This is a genomic window from Bifidobacterium sp. ESL0775, from assembly GCF_029395475.1.
Lineage (GTDB): Bacteria > Actinomycetota > Actinomycetes > Actinomycetales > Bifidobacteriaceae > Bifidobacterium.
Map to the genome: position 1 here is coordinate 427944 of NZ_CP113917.1, position 18967 is coordinate 446910.

At 57.3% G+C, this 18967-nt stretch carries 15 protein-coding genes and 1 tRNA gene; 9 read left to right on the forward strand and 7 right to left on the reverse strand.

Translation table 11 applies throughout. From position 1 onward, the window contains the following. Positions 1-220: 220 nt before the first annotated feature. From OZX73_RS01340 to OZX73_RS01355, 4 genes are all read left to right on the forward strand, one after another. On the forward strand, positions 221-1696 hold the full coding sequence (locus OZX73_RS01340; protein ID WP_277149934.1) for an FAD-dependent oxidoreductase: 1476 nt from the start codon (positions 221-223) through the stop codon (positions 1694-1696). A 406-nt stretch (positions 1697-2102) separates the two neighbouring features. Continuing rightward, positions 2103-3071, forward strand: coding sequence for a zinc metalloprotease HtpX (gene htpX / locus OZX73_RS01345; RefSeq protein WP_277149936.1), 969 nt, complete (start codon positions 2103-2105; stop codon positions 3069-3071). A 201-nt stretch (positions 3072-3272) separates the two neighbouring features. Then, positions 3273-3343, forward strand: a tRNA-Gly gene (locus OZX73_RS01350). Between the two features lie 124 nt (positions 3344-3467). Further along, a complete protein-coding gene (locus OZX73_RS01355) occupies positions 3468-3680 on the forward strand; it encodes a hypothetical protein (RefSeq protein WP_277149938.1) in 213 nt (70 codons plus the stop codon). 209 nt (positions 3681-3889) lie between these two features. Here the strand turns inward: OZX73_RS01355 and OZX73_RS01360 are convergent, their stop codons facing one another. Next, positions 3890-4195: a hypothetical protein gene (locus tag OZX73_RS01360; protein WP_277149940.1), complete on the reverse strand. Its 306-nt coding sequence runs from the start codon at positions 4193-4195 to the stop codon at positions 3890-3892. Between the two features lie 30 nt (positions 4196-4225). Beyond that, positions 4226-4474, reverse strand: a complete 249-nt coding sequence (locus OZX73_RS01365; RefSeq protein ID WP_277149942.1) for a hypothetical protein — start codon at positions 4472-4474, stop codon at positions 4226-4228. Positions 4475-4875: 401 nt separating this feature from the next. Between OZX73_RS01365 and rhuM the strand changes: the two genes are divergently transcribed. Together rhuM and fbaA are read left to right on the forward strand one after the other, a co-directional pair. Continuing rightward, positions 4876-5361, forward strand: a complete 486-nt coding sequence (rhuM, locus tag OZX73_RS01370; protein WP_277149945.1) for a RhuM family protein — start codon at positions 4876-4878, stop codon at positions 5359-5361. 87 nt (positions 5362-5448) lie between these two features. Then, positions 5449-6594, forward strand: a complete 1146-nt coding sequence (gene fbaA / locus OZX73_RS01375; protein ID WP_277149947.1) for a class II fructose-bisphosphate aldolase — start codon at positions 5449-5451, stop codon at positions 6592-6594. Between the two features lie 308 nt (positions 6595-6902). Here fbaA and OZX73_RS01380 read toward each other — a convergent pair whose 3' ends face one another. Next, positions 6903-9083: a DUF2264 domain-containing protein gene (locus OZX73_RS01380; RefSeq protein WP_277149949.1), complete on the reverse strand. Its 2181-nt coding sequence runs from the start codon at positions 9081-9083 to the stop codon at positions 6903-6905. A 187-nt stretch (positions 9084-9270) separates the two neighbouring features. Next, a complete protein-coding gene (locus OZX73_RS01385; protein ID WP_277149951.1) occupies positions 9271-10353 on the reverse strand; it encodes a LacI family DNA-binding transcriptional regulator in 1083 nt (360 codons plus the stop codon). Positions 10354-10505: 152 nt separating this feature from the next. Between OZX73_RS01385 and uxaC the strand changes: the two genes are divergently transcribed. The 3 genes from uxaC (at position 10506) to manD (ending at position 14801) form a co-directional block, all read left to right on the forward strand. After that, positions 10506-11948 (forward strand): glucuronate isomerase, encoded by a 1443-nt coding sequence (gene uxaC, locus OZX73_RS01390; protein ID WP_277149953.1) that lies wholly within the window; start codon positions 10506-10508, stop codon positions 11946-11948. A 36-nt stretch (positions 11949-11984) separates the two neighbouring features. Next, positions 11985-13412 carry a mannitol dehydrogenase family protein gene (locus OZX73_RS01395; protein WP_277149955.1) on the forward strand — a complete coding sequence of 476 codons (1428 nt, stop codon included), beginning with the start codon at positions 11985-11987 and terminating at the stop codon, positions 13410-13412. A gap of 141 nt (positions 13413-13553) precedes the next feature. Further along, on the forward strand, positions 13554-14801 hold the full coding sequence (gene manD / locus OZX73_RS01400) for a D-mannonate dehydratase ManD (RefSeq protein WP_277149957.1): 1248 nt from the start codon (positions 13554-13556) through the stop codon (positions 14799-14801). Between the two features lie 204 nt (positions 14802-15005). On the opposite strand, the gene OZX73_RS01405 is transcribed toward manD, so the two are convergent. The 3 genes from OZX73_RS01405 to OZX73_RS01415 form a co-directional block, all read right to left on the reverse strand. Further along, positions 15006-15869, reverse strand: coding sequence for a nucleotidyl transferase AbiEii/AbiGii toxin family protein (locus tag OZX73_RS01405; protein ID WP_277149960.1), 864 nt, complete (start codon positions 15867-15869; stop codon positions 15006-15008). Next, the gene (locus OZX73_RS01410) at positions 15866-16759 is read right to left on the reverse strand and encodes a hypothetical protein (protein ID WP_277149962.1); all 894 of its coding nucleotides are present in this window, start codon (positions 16757-16759) and stop codon (positions 15866-15868) included. Before OZX73_RS01410 ends, OZX73_RS01405 begins: the two co-directional genes overlap by 4 nt. Positions 16760-17235: 476 nt before the next feature. Continuing rightward, positions 17236-18882, reverse strand: coding sequence for a glycosyl hydrolase family 30 (locus OZX73_RS01415; protein ID WP_277149964.1), 1647 nt, complete (start codon positions 18880-18882; stop codon positions 17236-17238). Positions 18883-18967 lie beyond the last annotated feature (85 nt).

Consider the following 18967-nt stretch of genomic DNA (forward strand, 5'->3'; position numbering starts at 1 on the left):
CGATATTGCCGCAAAACCTGTAATTCCAAGCTTTTTGCGTTGTTAAATCGTCTTGGCGCAGCTGCTGCCACCAACCACGCGAACAAGTTCCAGTATAAGCGTGAGGGGCCACCAAATATACGTTCTGCGGAGGCGATGACGCATTGCTCGATGTTTAAATGTAAGAAATCTCTTACCTTTTAGCCTTTCGTGGTATGGCCGGTTGGGTTAATCTAGGACTATGAGCGAAAATAACAACACACTCCGCATCGCCGTCGTCGGTGCCGGCCCTGCGGGCGTTTATTCATCCGACATTTTCCTGCGCGAACTGAAGAAGAAGGGCGAATCGCTTGGCCTGCCGACCAACGCGCGTATCGACCTCTTCGAGAAGCTGCCGGTGCCGTTCGGCCTCGTGCGTTACGGCGTTGCGCCAGATCACCCGGCCATCAAGTTCATCGCCGACGCGTTGGAGAAGACGCTGGATAATCCTGATATTCATTTGTATTGCGATGTGGAATTTGGGAAGGATGTCACGCTCGATGACCTGCTGCCGCGCTATGACGCGGTGCTGTTCGCCACCGGTGCGGTGGCTGATCGTCCGCTGACCATCCCTGGTTCTGACCTTGACGGCGTGTATGGCGCTGCGCGATTCGTGGAGTGGTACGACGGCTATCCGACCGGCGCACGCACGTGGCCGCTTGACGCCGAAACCGTCGCTGTGATTGGCGGTGGGAACGTCGCGATGGACGTTTCGCGCGAGTTGATGCGCAACGCCGACGACCTCAAGGCTCGCACCGATATTCCCGACAATGTCTACGAAGGCATCAAAACCAACAAGGCTCGAGAGCTGCATCTTTTCATCCGCCGCGGCGTGGCCCAGGCCAAGTTCAGCGTGCAGGAGCTGCGCGAGCTCGAGAAGCTGCCGGGCGTGCAGATCATCATCAACGAGGACGATTTCGACCTCGACGATGCCACCGTCGAGCAGGCCGGCAAGGACAAGCTGACCCGTCAGATGGTCGAGGAGCTTTATGCCATCCGCGACATGGCCGAAGATATGGAAGACGACGGCGGTGTCGATTTCGAAGGCAACCCTGCGCCGAAGAAGTATTACTTGCACTTCAATTCCGCGCCCGCCGAGGTGCTGGGCGAGGACGGCAAGGTCGTCGGTCTGCACGTCGAGCGCACCGAAACCGGCGCCGACGGCGTGATGCGCCACACCGGCGAATTCACGGATTACCCGGTCGAGGCCGTCTACCATGCCATCGGCTACAAGCCGGCGAGTGTGCCGGGCGTGGCCTATGACGAGCAACGTAGCGTGCTGGCCAACGAGGAAGGTCGCATTCTGGCCGAGCCTGCGTTCACCGCCGAAACCGGCAAGAGCACCGTCCGCCCGCGTCTTTACGCAACTGGCTGGGCCAAGCGCGGGCCGGTCGGTCTGATCGGCTCCACCAAGTCCGACGCGCTGCTGATCGTCGGCAACATGCTCGACGATCTTTCCAAGGCTGAGGACGTTGACGGAAGCGGCAAGGGTTGCATCGCCGCCGACCGTGACCCCGAGTCCATCGACCGCCTGCTCGCCTTGCGCGGCGTCAAGCCCATCGACTTCGCAGGCTGGAAGAAGGTCGACACCTACGAGCGTGCCGAGGGCGCGAAGGAAGGCCGCGAGCACAAAAAGGTGATCGACCCCGACCAGATGCGTTCGCTCGCGCTGGGCTGAGCGCAGTCACGTCTTAGGCCGATTGCGGTTCTGAGCTGAGTACGCTAACCGATTAGTCAGAGGCGTCGAGTCCGCGTTTTGGGTGCTTTCTGCTGATGCGACAGAAAGCACCCTTTTTCGTGCTTTTCGTCGCGTTCAATAATTCGCTGCGACCGAAAGCATGTTTTCTCATGTTTTTTCGTGCTTTTCGTCGCGTTTACCGGATGGATGTGCTTGCATGATTAGCGTCGTGGCAAAATGCTCACGCTGAACATGCGATGATAATCAGGATTTCAGCCCTGTTTTCTTGATTTTGCTCGCAAGCTCGATGCGGGAAGATGGGCGGAGGTCTGTTGTGGCCAAGATGCCTGCGTAGTCACAGCCGGCGTTCAGCAAAAGCACAGCCTGAGCCGTTAGGCTCAGATATATGGACGGCAAGATTAAAGTGCATGGCCATTTGAACGGCCTCAAGACCACACTGCTTTTCGGCGTGATGTGGGCCATCATCATGCTCATTTGGTGGCTCACCGGCGCCAGCCGCGACACGCTTGTCTACTACATTTTCATCGGCCTCGCCTCGACGTTCATCTCCTACTGGTTCTCCGACCGCATCTCCATCGCCTCGATGGGCGCACGTCAGGTCTCTGAAGCTGAAGCGCCCGAGCTCTACCGTATCGTCCGCGAACTTTCCGCACGCGCCGGCAAGCCGATGCCGCGCATCTACATCGCGCCGACCATGAGCCCGAATGCGTTCGCCACCGGCCGCAACGAGCGTCACGCCGCCGTGTGCTGCACGCAAGGCATCCTGCAGATTTTGAACGAGCGCGAGCTGCGTGGGGTGCTCGGCCACGAACTGATGCACGTCTACAATCACGACATCCTCACTTCGGCGGTTGCCAGCGCGATGGCGACGGTGGTCACCTATCTTGGCTATATGCTGATGTTCTTTGGCAGAGGGCGCGACAATGATGATCGAGATTCCGGAATTTTCGGGCTGCTCGGCGTGGTCCTGAGCTCGATTCTCGCTCCGATCGGCGCCTCGCTGATCCAGTTGGCCATTTCCCGCACCCGCGAATACGACGCGGACGAGGACGGCAGCAAGCTCACCGGCGACCCGGCCGCGCTCGCCTCGGCGTTGAGCAAGATCACGTCTGGCGCGCAGGCCAATCCGATGCCGCAGACCGCCGGCACCCAGTCCGCCGCCGCGATGATGATCGCGAACCCCTTCTCCGAAGAGGGTTTCAGCCGTCTCTTTTCCACGCATCCGCCGACACAGGATCGTATCAACCGCCTGATGCAAATGGCTCAGGAGATGCAAGGCGTCTCCGCCGGCCCGAACCGAGGCCAGCGCTGGAACCGTTTAGGATCCGACAACGAAGCGCAGGTAGCATACTAAAGCTGAAACGCTGTGTCTCAGCGGTGTTTTGGTAGGTTACGAATCTTTACAAGCAAGAGGTTCGGTTGAAAAGTCAGTGGCTGGGTGAGCGAAGTGTCGGAATTGCGGGTCTACGGCGGTATGTCATTCCGGTTCGGCACGCTGTTTCACGGCTCTGTGCTAGACTCATAACTTGTATGTGCGCGGCATGCGTGCGTTACTGCGGATGTAGTTCATCGGTAGAATGGAAGCTTCCCAAGCTTCAGAGGCGGGTTCGATTCCCGTCATCCGCTCTCTTGGCTAGTTCCTGAAAACTGTTGCAAATAAAGGTGTTTCGGCACAGGGATTTCCTCCGAAAACTTCGCGATGGCACGCCGTTGGTTATTCATGCGAACCGTGCCACCAAGGGCTTTAACGATGAAATCAGAAAGGGCGGTCATGAGCCGGAAAAGCCAGAAATATATAGCCGACAACGGTACTGTCATCACTGATGACATGGTGGACCAGTGGGCGCAGGAGGCCGAGAGCGGCTTCCAAGGCGCCGAGGTCAGGCCGTTCGAAGGACGTGCCTGGGAGGTCAAGAGCGAGCCATTGAAGCCGCGCACCATTTGTGTCGGTGATTCGGCATGAAATTGGTTGAGTAGCAGACGAAGGCGAAGGATGTTGAAAGCCGAGTCGGGTGATCACAAGCTGTTCCTGATCAAAGCGTCAGTGCCGGGCGACACGATCGATACTTTTTTGAAATCCGTCGGCATAACGTTTCTTTTTTCGGCTGGCCCGCGTTGCTAATGGTTGCTAGTGTGCGTTATGTCTTGCGAAAACGCCTAGTGGAAAGTCTCCTATGCGGTCTGCAGCGCGCCGTGTATGGTACGTCGCAACCACTCCGAGCGGCTTTCGCCGAGTTTCTTGGCGGCCGTGTCGAGTTGCCGCTCCCATGACTCGGGGACGCGGACCTGGAGCTTCACGGTGGGTTGCGCCTGTCCGGCGCGCGGGCGGCCAAGCAGCACCCGTTCCGCCTCGTCGGCGCTTTCCGTCCCCGCCGCCCGCATGAGCAGGGCGTCCATCTCCGCCTGGGCCCGGGTCCCGGTGGTCTTCACCGCCTTGGCGTCGTCCCACGCCCATCCGCTGTCGTTCTTCTTGGTCATCGTTCCGTCCTTTTGCGTTGCCTGGTTGGTTCAGTCCTTGTCGAGGAAGCCGCCCTGCTCGGCGTTCACGTGGAACACGCGCAGGTTGCCGTCCCTGGCGAGCTTCATGGCGACCTCCAGGCTGGGCACGAGCGGGTCGCCGTGGTGGGATCCGGTGAACTTGAGGTAGGTCTCGCCGTCCTTGCGGTACTCGAGCTTGCCGGTGACGTGCCGGGCGGCGTAGACCACGTCGTCGAGCGTGTAGCCGTGCCGGTCGGCCGACTCGTCCCATTCGATCACTTGGCCTCCCTCGTCCGTATTCCATTAATGTACTCCGATATTGGACTACGCGCAACTTGTGGTCACTCGGGGCAGTGATTTCGGCAACGTTTTGAACGGAATTTCGATATTGACGGTGCTGATAGGTGGCACGGCTCTTGAGTTAAGTAAACAAAGGTGTGTCTTATTTTCGGGGCATGACCATTCGTTTGATTCGATTTCCGCCATTCGCTCTTTTTTATTTAATCTTTTGAGATTTGGGCAATGTGCTTTCGTTTTCGAAAGTAAAAAATGTCATAATCTCAAGAAATCTTGATTTTTCCTTGATTCAAGGTTTTCCATTCGTTGATTTTTGTCTCGTCCGATAGACTCGAAGATGAATCGGTTGGCAGGAGATCCGGAGATTGAAGGAGCAGCGTTTTATGGATAATGACATGATGAAACAGCCTCAGGGCGAAATAGTTTTATATCAGCAAGATGACCGAAATGTTCCGGTTCAGGTGGTGTATCGGGACGAGACATTCTGGATGGCGCAGAAGAATATCGCTGAGTTATTTGGTGTCAAAATACCAATTATCTCCAAACATCTGGCGAATATATATTCAGAGGGTGAACTTGAGGAAAAGGCAACTGTTTCCAAAATGGAAACAGTCCAAAACGAAGGCGGCAGAACGGTTCGCAGGGAAATCGCCTTCTACAATCTCGACGCGATTATCGCCGTCGGCTACCGTGTGAACAGCAAACGGGCCACAGTTCTATTGATGGGAATGGTCATGTGCAAGAAAAGTGGAGGAGGCAGGAATCGAACCGTGCATCTCCGCCTTGCGGCGGGCTCTACCATTGAGCTAATCCCCCAATTCGCACACCGGCGAAGTTCGTTTTTGCCGAAGCCGACGCTGAGCGCTTAATTACTATATCATAGTATTTTTGATTCCGTTAAGGGCGAAGTATCGCTCGTTAACCTCAATGGCGAGGTGGGCGGCAATAATGGAGGCATGACCATTGCAACTCCTGAACGATACCGTGAAATGCTGGAAACCGCGCGGCACAACGGCTACGCCTATCCCGCAATCAACGTGACCAGCACCCAGACGCTTAACGCGGCGTTGCAAGGGTTCGCCGAGGCTGAATCGGACGGGATCATTCAGGTTTCCGTGGGAGGCGCGTCCTATTTTTCCGGGCAGCGCGTCGACGACCGCGTCACCGGCTCGTTGGCTTTCGCGGCGTTCGCCCGTGAGGTGGCCGAGAAATACCCCAACATCTCCATCGCGCTGCATACCGATCATTGCGCCAAACCGTATCTTGACGGCTGGGTGCGGCCGTTGCTCGCGCGCGAGGCCGACGAGGTGGCGCACGGCAAAGAGCCGATGTTCCAGTCGCACATGTGGGACGGATCGACGGTCCCGCTGAAGGAAAACCTTGATATTGCCGAGGGCTTGCTTGACCTCTCCGCGAAAGCCCATACCGTCCTTGAAATCGAGATTGGCGCGGTCGGCGGCGAGGAGGATGGCCATCGAGCCGACATCGACGAGAAGCTGTATTCCACGCCGGCTGACGGCATCGAGGTTGCGCGGCGGCTTGGGCTGGGGGAGCGCGGCACGTATATGGCGGCGTTCACCTTCGGCAACGTTCACGGCGCCTATAAGCCCGGTGTGGTCAAGTTGCGCCCGGAGTTGCTCGGTGAGATCCAGCGCGCGGTCGCGTCGGCCGCGAAAACAGGCCAATTGGAAGCCAAATCCGAAAGCCGCGCCAACGATGATCTAGGTTCGTCCGCGACCGGGGTTTCCGCCGCCTCGTCATCACACGGGCATATCTACACCGATTACGAATTGCATGACAACAAGCCGTTCATGCTCGTCTTCCACGGAGGTTCCGGGTCGTCGAAGGGCGACATCACGGCCGCGGTGCATTATGGCGTGGTCAAGATGAACATTGACACCGATACCCAGTACGCCTTCACCCGCGCGGTCGCCGGCCACATGTTCGAGCATTACGATTCCGTGCTCAAGGTTGACGGCGAGGTGGGCGAGAAGCGCTACTACGACCCGCGTTCCTGGGGCCGCACGGCCGAGGACGCGATGGCCAAGCGCGTGGTCGAGGCCTGCGTCGAGCTGGGTTCGGCGGGCAAAGCGCTCAAATAGCTGCGTCGCTTACTCGTTGCTAGAAGGATCGAAATAATTTTCATGAGGTTTTAGGGCTTGGCTGCTGACGATAAAGTAAAGTGCGATTCGGGTCGTGTTAGGGGCAGAATCGCGAATTCCTGCCCCTAAAGCAATAACAATTTGCGGTTCTGATTGGTTGAGAGGCAGGATTGCGGCTCTGTGCCTCTAATGCAAGAGGAACGAGTTGTTCCCGTAGGGTTAGAGGCACAAAGTGCGATGTCAGTAGGTCGCCCGCCCCGGGTTGGGGATTGCGCGTGGAGATGGTCGGCTGATTTGCCTCTTTTGCTTCATTGGTCGTCCAGTTCTGCCAGCTTCACCATTTTGGTCCTGCCTCTATAGTCAATACGCAACTCGTGGCCGGCCAGAGTCGCGCTCGGCATCGCAATCGATCCGTCCTCGCCCACGCTTTCCAGCTCGCGGTCGCCGAGATATGCGGAAACGAATATATAGTGGCCGGGTTCGATAACGCGCATTTGCATTGGAATCCGTGTCTTGGGGTAGAGCAGGTTGGTGTTCGGCTCGGGAGTGGACAGTTCTAAAGAAAATCCTTTTGCGGCGATCAGACCGGTGAGTCCTATCTTGGTGCGGTAGAAAATGGCCTGTTCTGGGTTGCCGAAGGTCGCTGTTGCTTCCGGCGTCCGCTCATTCGCTGAATTGTCATGTCCGTTACCACCACTTCCTTCCCAGCCGGAGGCGAACGAGCCATCGGCGGAGTGCTGTGCCGCCGTCGCCGCAAGATCTCCGACCGCGTTGATGTTGGGCGCGGCCAGTTCCTCCCCGAAGTCCGGCATCGCAAAACCGCCTTCGGCCAGATGCAATGCGCGCGCCGAATCGATGACGTGCACGCGGATGTGCCACGGCATCAGCGGCACGATGAAGTTGCGGATGGTGACGTCGTTCCACGGCTCCCAGCGCGAGTAGACGTAGTCCCCGTGCACCGCGTAATCGGCGTAGCCGAAGGCCGTGCGCCAATGGTATTCGGATTCGGAAACCGCCAGGGTGTTGTCGCAGGCGAGCTGTTTCAGAACGGTTGCGGATTTCGGCGTCGAGAAGCCGAAGGTCGTGGAATAGACGTATTTCTCGTATTTCGCGTCGGTGTGGTTGTGTTCCGGCGCGTGCTGTCCGGCGGTGAACGCCTGCACCTCAAAGCCGTTGCGGCTGTGCGCCACCAGCATGCGTGGTTCGGGCTGGAGCTTCAACGCCTCGAACTTGAAGTCCTCGCTTTCGCGCGTGGTCCAGAAGAGGCTGGATTCGGGAATGCACAGGAAAATGAACGTTTTGAGCGCCCAGTAGGCGGAGGCGGGCCCGTTGTAGCCTTCCGCCATGTTCATGTTCGGATAGGCGTAACCGATAGGAATTAGTCCATCAGACTGAAAAATATTCTGGCGGAACCACCAGCGCAAATTGCCCAGCAGCAGATGTTTGACGTCCCCAAGCGTCCATCCGCCAGGCAGGTCGATTCCGGCAAAGGCCGCCGCCGCCCAGAACGCGGCCTGCGCGAACCGGTAGTCCAAGCTCCTCCCGAACGGCAGGCAAGCCCCGTCGGCCGCGAACCAGTTGGCGTAGCTTGGCACGAAGGACGTCGCGCGTTGCTTGAGCAGCGTATAGCGTTTCGTTTCGGCGTCGCTTGCGTTGGCGGGGCTTGTCTGATTGAGAATTTCGGCATCTGTTTCGTTGGCGGTTTTGGAAGACGCGTCGGCATTCGTTGCAGTCGGTTCTGGTTTGCTGGACTTGGCGCGATCGGAAGCGCCAGATTGGCTGCGATTGTCCCGTTCGGCGAGTCCTGCGTTCATCAGCGTGAAGAACTGATAGGCGAACGGAATGTAGTTGTCGATTTGGTCGGCATAGCCGTCGTACGACCAGCCGTGTCCGAGATAATGCGAGGCGGTGATGTCGAAATCAGCCTGTACCAATGCGTCGTATTCGGGATGTCCGGTGTGAACGAACCAGGTGTTGACCATCTGCCGGAACCAGAGCCAGTTGGTTTTCGGCAGTACATGGTGGTTGATCTGGTCGAGCCAGACCAAGATGTTACCTTGTTGCGTGCGGCTCAAATGGTCCCAGAAATCACGTCTGGTTTCGAAAAGGAACGCCGTGATCGCGCCCATTTCCACGAACAGTTGGTCGTAGTCATCCAGCGGATCGCCCCAGAAATCGGGGTCGTCGGGTGTGGTGCCGTGGATGATGCCGGCGCACGAAAGCCGCCACCAGTGCGGGAAACGACGGATGTTGCTGCGATTGGCGAAGAGCGGCCCGAGCCCCCAGAGCAGTCGGCAGAAGCCTTCGATCGAGGTGCGGTCCTGACTGTAGACGGCCCCGCTGTCACTCATGCGGAAGCGTCCGTAACGGCCGCCGCTCTCGACAAGCCTCATCGCCGGCGCGAGGATGTCGACCAGCGCCTGTTCGCAATCGGCTTTCGTGCGCAGCGGGTTGGCGGCGACGTTTTCATTGAACGGCTTTGTTTCCATGGATCCTCTTTCCGGTGTTCCATCATCATGGTCTATCGGGCGGTTCGCTGTGCGCAAGCTCTAGGAGGGCACGCCCACCGAAGGCGCGCGAAGCGGCACGAATGAGCGCCGTTTTATTTTGAGAATCCATGGCAAAATCTGGCAATATTCCGTTTTCGGGAATTGCCGGACGCTGTTTCAGGTCGTTTCAGACATGGATCGCGGAGACCAGCGAAGGGTTGGCTTTGCCCGTGCTGGCGCGCACGACATACGAGGATTCCAGCATGATCGGCTTCCGGTCGTTGGCCGGCTTGGTGTGGTGGATGAGGCCCAGCACCTCGTCCACGGCCTTCGTGCCCAACTCCTTTCGGGGCAGGCGGACGGTCGAAAGCGCGGGGGAGACGAGCGAGCTGAATTGCACGTCGTCGATGCCGACCACCGAGACCTCCCCGGGAACGTTGATATTCCGGGAATGCAGGGCCGCGATGAAGCCGATGGCCATGATGTCGTTGTAAGCGATGACCGCGTCCGTCGGGTTGTTGAGGAACGGCTCGCCGGTGCAGAACCCGCCGCTGAACGTCGGCGCGTTCGAGGGGATGCGACGCAGTTTCAAGTGCTGGCGCGAGCAGATCGACGAAAGCGTCCGCCAGCGCACCCCGTCCTGCCACGAGGATTCCGGCCCGCTCAGGTACGTGAAATTGCGGTGGCCGAGCGAGACGAGGTGCTCGACGGCCTTGCTCAACCCGTCCTGCACGTCGCCGATGACCGACTGGATGCCGCGGATGGAACGGTTCAACGTCACCAGCGGCTTGGTTTGGGCGAGCTTGCGTATGCCAGCGTCGGAAAGGCGCGAGGACGCCAAGATGAGGCCGTCAATGTGTTGAATGGCGGTGTGGATGGAGGTGCGTTCGATGATCGCGTTCTCCTCCGAGTCGAGCACCAGCAGGCCGAAGCCGTTGGAAAGGCATTCGTGCTGTGCGGCTCGGGTGTATTCGGCGAAGACCGGGTTGCTCAGGTCCGCCACCACGATGCCGAGCATGCCGTTCAAGTGCTCGCCGTCCGTATGAGCCCGGATGGCCGTGGCCCGGTAGCCGATCTCGTCGGCGATGGTGTAGATGCGCTCGGCGGTGGCCTCGTTGACCCTGCCGGGCCTCGCGAACGCCCTTGAGACGGTGGAAGGAGCGACGCCCGCCGCTTTGGCGACATCCCTGATCGTGACGTTTTTCCCGGGCGTGCCGGCGCTGCTGGCGTGGCTTGTGGCCTGCTGTGCGTTATCTGTTGTTTTCGTCATGGTGCTCCTTTGCGTTTTCCAAGTATAACCAGTTCTTGGCAAGTAATGGCAACAGAGCGCGACGCCAACGTCGTCCACGTACACTAGGGAGGCGAAAGGCTACGGCATCGAAGCGGGCCAATCCGTTCATTGTGAATATAAGGATGGTATCTATGAAGGGCAAGGCAGATAAATCTGAACCTGTGCTGTCACCAGATCGTTTGTTACCGGCTGAAGGGCTGCCATTGCGTGTGGCGCGGGAGCTTTATGAATCGGTCAAGGATTTGCCCATCATCTCGCCGCACGGCCATATTCCCGTCGAGTGGTTCGCGCAGGACAAGCATTTCGCCAATCCCACCGACCTGTTCATCACGCCGGACCATTACGTCACCCGTGTATTGCACGCCCAAGGGGTTTCGCTGAGCGAGCTCGGCGTCGGCCAGCGCGATTTCACCGACAAGCAGGCGCGGGACGCCTTCCTCCTTCTGGGCCAGCATTGGTTCGCTTTCGCCGGCACGCCCATGCGTTATTGGTTCGAGGACTCGTTGGTCCGGGTTTTCGGCATTGAGGAGACGTTCGGCCCGGAAACGGCGGGCAAGATCTACGACGAGCTCAACGAGATGCTTAAGGCTCCGGAATTCAGCACCAGGGCGCTCGCCAACCGCTTCAATATGGACTTCGTGTCCACCACCGACGACCCAGTCAGCGACCTGAAATTGCATGACAAAGTCAATGCCGATCCGGGATTCAAGCCGTTCGTGGCCCCGGCGTTCCGGCCGGATAAATATCTTGAGCCGGGCCGCGCCGATTGGCCGCAATCGGTGCGGGCTTTGGGCGAGAGCGCCGGCATCGACGCTTCCACGTACGTTGGATTCACCGAGGCCATGCGCCGCAGGAGGTGGTATTTCAAGGACCACGGGGCGGTCTTAAGCGACCACTCCCACGCGGATCTGCGTTCCGGCAGGTTGTCCGACAAGGAGGCCCGCCTGCTGTTCGCCAACGCTTATGCCGGCCATATCGACGCGGATGACGCGGCCCGTCTGCGCGCCCATCTGTTCAACGACCAGGCCAGGCTCGCCCAGGAGGACGGTTTGGTGATGACGGTGCATCCCTCCATCGCCCGCAATTACGATGCCGCCTCCTACGCGAACTATGGCGCGGATATCGGCGACGACATTCCCCAGCGCGCCGAATTCGTGGAGGCGTTGCGCCCGTTGCTGAACGAGTATGGCAACAACCGCGATTTCCATTTCGTCGCCTTCACCACCGACGAGACGGTGTATTCCCGCGAGCTGGCGCCGCTCGCCGGTTTCTATCCTTCGTTCTATATCGGTGCCCCATGGTGGTTCATCGATTCGCCCGACGCGATCTCGCGGTATTTCAGCGCCGTCGTCCCCTACGCCGGGTTCACCAAGCTTTCCGGGTTCATCGATGACACCCGCGCGATCTGCTCGATTCCCTCGCGTCACGACATGAACCGCAGGATCACGGCGAGCTATGTCGCCTCCCTGGTCTGCGATCGCCGCATCTCCATGGACGAAGGACTTTCGATTGTCCGCTACGAGGTTGTCACGCAGCCGAAACGGGTGTTCAAAATTGGTCAGGCGCAGCTATAGCGCAAGCTACGGCAAGCCGAAGCGTAAGGAGCAGCAATGTCAACGGTTAACGCTTCAATCCCGGCGATCAGCCGGCAACGGGACGGTCGCCCCGCGGCGCCGGAAAGGATCGTCCATCTGGGCATCGGCAATTTCACGCGTGCGCACCAGGCGTGGTACACCGAGCATGCGCCGGACGCGGCGCAATGGGGCATCGCCGGGTTCACCGGTCGTGGGCCGCGCATGCGCGACCTGCTCAACGGGCAGGACGACGTCTATACCTTAATCACTTCCGGCGCGACAGGCGACCAATTCGAGGTCATCTCCTCGATCTCTTCGATGCATAGCGGCTCCGACACCACCGCCTTGCGTGCCAGGTTCGCCGATTCCGGCATTTCCATCGTCACGTCGACGGTTACCGAGGCCGGTTACATGCGCACCCACAACGGCGACCTTGATATTGACAATGCCGATGTCGCCGCCGATCTGCAGGCGCTCAAGTCGGACCCGCAGGCCGATGGGCTCAAAACCGTTCCCGTGCGCATGGTCGCCGGATTCCTCGCCCGCAGAAGCGCAGGCGCAGGCCCGATCACGGTGCTGCCTTGCGACAATCTGGCAGGCAACGGGGCCGCGTTCCGCAAGGTCGTCGAGCAGGCCATCGCCGAGGTCGACCCTTCGTTGCTTGACTGGACGCGGGTGAACGTCGCATGGGCCACGTCCATGGTCGACCGCATCACCCCTGCCACCACATCGGCCGACATCGAGCTTGTCGCACATGCCAAAGGCTGGCGTGACGCGGCGCCGGTGCGTACGGAGCCGTTCCGCGAATGGGTGATCGCAGGGGACTTCCCGGCAGGGCGGCCGGCTTGGGATGAGGCTGGTGCCATCGCCACCGACGACGTCATGCCTTACGAGCAACGCAAACTGTGGATGCTCAACGGCTCTCACTCTACCTTGGCCTATTGCGGCCCGCTGTTCGGCTATGAGACCGTGGCGGACGCCGTGTCCGACCCGACACTGCGTTCATGGATCAACGAATGGTGGGATTTGGCCGGGCGCTATGTCAGCGTGCCCACCGACGAATACCGCAAGCAGCTGCTTCAACGTTTCGAGAATCCGAACATCCGCCACTTGCTGATGCAGATCGCCACGGACGGCAGCGAGAAGCTGCCGGTTCGCATCGTTCCCGCCGCGCGGAAAGCCTTGAAAGATGGGGCTTCCGCAGTTCCAGCCGCACGTGCCATCGCGGCTTGGATTCTCTTCCTCCGGCGGTTTAGCGACAAACTCGCCGATGTCAACAAAGGCAAGGTCGTCCCGCTCGCCGCGGCTTGCGCGGACGCTGACGGGAACGTTGACGAAAACGCGGTCAGGCAGGTCGTCACCTACCTCGATCGCGGACTCGCCGGCTCATCGTCCTTCGTCGACCAGGTCGTGCGCCAGATTGGTGAGGTGGGCAAGGCCGCCGAGACGCATCGTGCATCGTGATCGGCTGGTATTCGGCTTCGCAGGGCGCTTATGGAGGTCTACGAAATCAATGCCGGAGCTTGGAATCCAATAATCTATATGTAATACAACTAAACAACAGCGGCTCAGCCGCAATGATTTGTGCAGTAGAAAGGAATCGATATGGCTATTGAAAAGGCCGAGGTTTTCGTTACGAGCCCGGGACGTAATTTCGTCGTCCTCAAGCTCACGACAACGGATGGAATTGTGGGACTTGGCGATGCCACACTCAACGGGCGCGAACTGGTCGCCGCCGAATATCTCAAAACCATCGCTCCCGCCCTGATCGGCAAGGACGAGGACAACATCGAGGATATGTGGCAGTACCTCTACAAGGGCGCCTATTGGAAGCGCGGGCCGGTGACGATGGCCGCCATTTCCGCGGTCGACGTGGCGCTTTGGGACATCAAGGGCAAGAAGCTCGGCGTTCCGGTCTACGACCTGCTCGGCGGCGCGTCCCGCAAGGGCATCCTGACCTACGCGCACGCTTCCGGCACCGATCTGCCGAGCCTGTTCGACTCGATTGACATGTACCGTGACATGGGCTTCAAGGCCACGCGCATCCAGTACGCGTTGCCCGGCATCCCCTCGACCTACGGCGTCGCGGCTTCGGCCAACGCGCAGGCCGGCGAAGGCGAGAAGGGCGTTCGTTACGACTACGAGCCTGCCCGCCGCACCAGCGTTCCGGTCGAGGAGGTCTGGGATGCGCGCACGTATCTCAACACCCTTCCTGGCGTCTTCGAGGAAGTGCGCAACAAGTACGGCAAGGACCTGATTCTGCTGCACGATTCCCACCACCGTCTGCGCCCGATCGAGGCCGCGCGTTTCGGCAAGGCGCTCGAGCCTTACGACCTCTTCTGGATGGAAGACACCACGCCTGCGGAGGACAACCAGCAGTTCCTGCGCTTGGTGCGCGAGCACACTACCACCCCGATCGCCATCGGCGAGATCATCAACTCCTGGACCGATTACATCACCCTGATCGAAGAGCAGCTCATCGACTACGTGCGTTCGGCCGTCACCCACACCGGTGGCCTTACTCACATGAAGAAGCTCATGGCCTTCGCCGAGCTCTTCGGCGTGAAGTCCGGCTTCCACGGCCCCACCGACGTCTCGCCGGTCGGCATGGCCGCGAACCTGCACCTCGACTTGGCGATTCCGAACTTCGGTATCCAGGAGTACATGAAGCACAGCGACGAGACCCTCGAGGTCTTCCATACTTCGTACACGTTCAAGGACGGCTACCTGCACCCGGGCAACAAGCCGGGCCTCGGCGTCGACTTCGACGAAAAGCTCGCCGCCAAGTACCCGTATCAGCCCGCCCCGCTCCCAGTCGACCGTCTCCTCGACGGCACCATGCACGAGTGGTGAGTGATTTTTCTTAGTTACTGCCGCGATGGGACGATATATACATTGCTCGACACGCTCCGGGCCGCTCAGGCCGAGTCTTTACGGTCGAGCAACGCATATATCGTCCCCATCGCTCTGGCTAATGGTGTTTTTTTTGAAGCGAATATGATGAAGCGCCGCCTTCCTTTGGATGGGGAGGCGGCGCTTTGCGCTGATTAGTGACGACTACAGTGCGTTGAGTATTGCTATCAGCGCGTCCAGCACGCTCTTTTTTGCGTCTGCGAAGTCGATGCGCTCGTCAAGCGGAACTTGGTCTCTGCTCATATTGTTGTATTCTTCGCGGTATTGGTCGCTATAATCATCGAGATCTTGCTTTAATGCCAGAAAATCTGTCTTACCCACATTTACATCTTCCATCATCGTTTTCAAGACAATGATTTGATCGGTTTGGATTATTTGAATTCTTGTTTCATGTTTTGATTTAAGAATCGAAGAAATGTCGAACAGGTCTTTGGCTCGCAAACTTTGGTCTGTATTACCTTTTCCTGGGTGTGTTAGCTTGTAATTTGGAGCGTTTTCGCACAATGACAGCATCTTTTCGTAGATAATTCTAGCTAGAGACGAAACGATTATTTCGACGCCATTAACATAGATTCTATCCAAAAGAAGCATCCTGTTTGATAGCGAGATTTCTATACTAAGACCCTTCTTATTCCCAAAACGATGAATTGGGGACTTCCGGGTTGGTTTCATCGAATGGCTTTGATTGGCAATTTCAACAGTGATTTTTACTAGTTTTTTGTCTTTGGATTTGCTGGGCAGATAAACTCTGCGAATCTTTCTAACTTCCAGACCATAGTCGGTGAACTGTTCGGTTAGTGAATCCTTTATGAGAGACACTTCGTGTTCGGTGATGGTATCTTCTTTGCAAAATGCATCTATGTCCCGAGAAGCACGATGACTAATACCATAGGCAATCAAAGCTTGGCCGCCGTGCAATGCGATTCTATCGGCAATTTCATCAATTGAGAACAGGGCAGACAAAGCTTTATCGATGATTTCTTGATCAGTCAGTTCCATGTCAGTCATCTGGCGCCCAATCCTTTCGGATAGTAGATCCCGATATTAGAATCAAATGATTTGTTGCGCATGTCCTTTTGCAGATACATGTTCAATTTTTCCTTACCTGAGTCCAATCGTTCGCGTACAAGACTTTTCTGCTGTTCCGGGTACTTGGCACGATCCATATAAAATAGTATGTTTTTCCCGTAGGGGTACAGGAATTGGCCATTGTGAAGCAGTTGCATCATCCTGAGTACTTTTAAATCCCCTTTGGCTCTTTCAAATGCATTCAATATTTCTTGAGTCCCCCCCGAATATTCTGGTTTAACGGTGCATTCGACAAGAGTCTTTTCTATGCCACTCACCGGTATTTCTGATGGGGCGTTTGCCACGTGCATTTTGGTAATGCCCATGTCCACAGTGGCAGATTGTTCAAGCAGATAGACTTCATATGTTTTGTTTTCGTAGTCGAATATGTATATGTTGTTGGTCACTCTTGCCGGAATCGAAAAGGCCTTATCTATCTGAGATTGAGATATTTCCTCACTTCGCTCGGACATTTTAGGCTTTGTTCTTTTCTTTTTGACGTATATGGGCTTAGGAACGTTCAAGGTCAAATCATTCAGGTATAGGGCAGAATAGTGCGAAACATAGGTGTGTGCAGCAAGAGAAAGTGCTATGGCATAAGGAGAAACGGGCTTGTTTTTAGGAATCAGCCTGATGAGATTCATTTCTTCGTTTTTCTTGGATATTCGTATTTTTTTGTACAGGTTTGCCTCAGGGGAGACCAGATAATCCCTGAAGTTTGCAAAGGAGACCTTTTGCAGGAGAAACCCACGTTTTTGGAGGTTATGATAAATTATTTTGATTGCGGAAAAGCTCAATACATTATTGAAGGCGGCGCTCTCTTCTTTCACCGCGTTGGATATTTCCTTACGGCTTTTCTTTTTATAAAAAACATATCGCGCAACCATTCTTTAATACTAGTCCACACGCTATGATTTGACAAATAAATAAAATATTGATAAAGTACAAGTACTTTATCAATCTCCAATAAAGATATAAAATAAATGGAATTATTCCTGATAACATGCCGATGATTTGACAAATAAATATAATATACATAAAGTACAAGTACTTTATATATTTTGCTTAATATAAGATAAAATACATATCTTTTACCAAGACACATTGAAAATTTGACAAATTTGTTCTCAATGGCTAGAGTACATGTACTCTAGCCATTGACCTAACGTAATACGTAAATAGAAGTTGTTTCATTAATTAACAACAGTAAACTAAAGCACATTCTGATTTAAATGAGGAAATTACGACGAAGCGCCGTCTCCCTTTGGGTTGGAAAGCGGCGCTTTGCGCTGGTTAGCGGTGTCGTTTAGAAAATGCGCTCGTCGTGATCGTCGGCGGGGTGCGGGGTGTAGGTGATCTTGAAATCATCGTCCGCGGGAGCCTCGCTGACGTTGATCGGCGAATACGAGATATGGAAGGTCACGGTGCCGTAGGCGGGAACGGTGACATGGCGCCAGGCCGCGCCTTCGCCGGCGAAAGTGACAGCCGCATCGATGGGCTCGTCGGTCGGGTTATAAAGGAACCCGGCGAACCCGCGCCCGTCCGCTTCGATGAACGCGACCGAACCCAGGCCGCCGTGCCGTCCGTCGGGAGTGTGGTTGGTGGAGGCCACGCGCCTGGAGCCGGGGCGCACGTCCTGTCCGAAGTTGCGCAACATGAAGTACTCGAGGTTGCGCTTGACCTTGCCGGTCTTCGAATCGATGGTGATGACCCCGCGACGGCCGCGCGTCTTGGCGTAGCTCGGGAAACCCTGCTCGTCCAGCGCGATGTTCCACAGGTTGATCAGCCCGACGTTGTTGCGCACCAGGCCGGTGCCGATCTCGCCGAACATCACGTGGCTGGCTTCGTCGACGGTCTCGTCGAGCATGCAGCGGCGCTCGCTCATGCAGGCCTTCCATTGCGGGAATTGTCGGGTGCCATTGAGCACCCACTTGGGCAGGCCGGAGTAAGTGTGGAACGCGACGCCCGCGAAGCATTCGGCTTGGGCCTGGGTCATGTAGTCGCTCACCGGGCGTTGGAAGAAGCGCAGCCCGTCGTCGCCGAAATAGATCTCGACGTCGGGGAAGGCTGCATCGAGGCAAGGCCGCAGGTATTCGCTGCCCCATTCCGTCAGCTCCTCGGGCGTCCAGATGGCCATGGGCCATTGCGGCGAGTTGCTCGGCTCGTTCTGCATGGTCACCGAAGTGATGGGGATGCCGTAGCTGGCGTAGGCGGCGATGAACTTGACGAAATACTGCGCGTAGACGTAATCGATGGTGTCCTGCCTGCGGAAGCCGTTGCCGCAGTATTCGCCGAGGCGCAGCCTGCCGTCGCCCTCGAGCTTGTGGTTGGTCTTCATCCAGGCCGGCGGGCTCCACGGCGAGGCCATCACCTTGACGGCCGGGTTGATGGACATGATCTCCTGCAAGACCGGAATCACGTTCTTCAAATCCTTGGTGGCATCCGGCGCGCCGGGCTCGCCGGAACCGATGGAGAAGTAATCGAGGTTCGGGTCCGTGCCGACGTCGTCTGGCAGTTCATCGTAGCTGTAATACTTTTGGTCGACGAAATCGCAGGAACCAATCGAGATACGCACCGACGAGAACCCGCCTTGTTCCGGGCTGAACATCTCTTCGAGAATGGCATGGCGCTGCTCGGCGCTCATGCTATGCATCAGCAGAGAGGCGCTGGAATCGGTGATGGCCGCGCCGGCCCCTTCCCAGAGCTGGTATTGACGGGTGGGGTCGATGACCACGGTGGTCGCCCTGCCGGGTTCGGCCGTGGGCGCCGGCGTTTCAAGGTGTTGACGCCGCTGGGTCAGGTCCCCGCTGGTCGATGTCCATAATTGCACTGGCGCGTGGCTCGTCGAAGACGGAGAACCCGACATATCTGGCTCTGGTAATGGATTAATCGAATGCACGCCGACGGATTTGTCTTGCTGCGGTGACGTTTCGCCGTTGACTATGACTGCCATGGGCTGATACTCCTTTGCTATCTGTCCGATGCCTCGTCCCGCCCTGGCTGGCAGGGAGGAATTTCCGGTATGGATGGACCTAAAT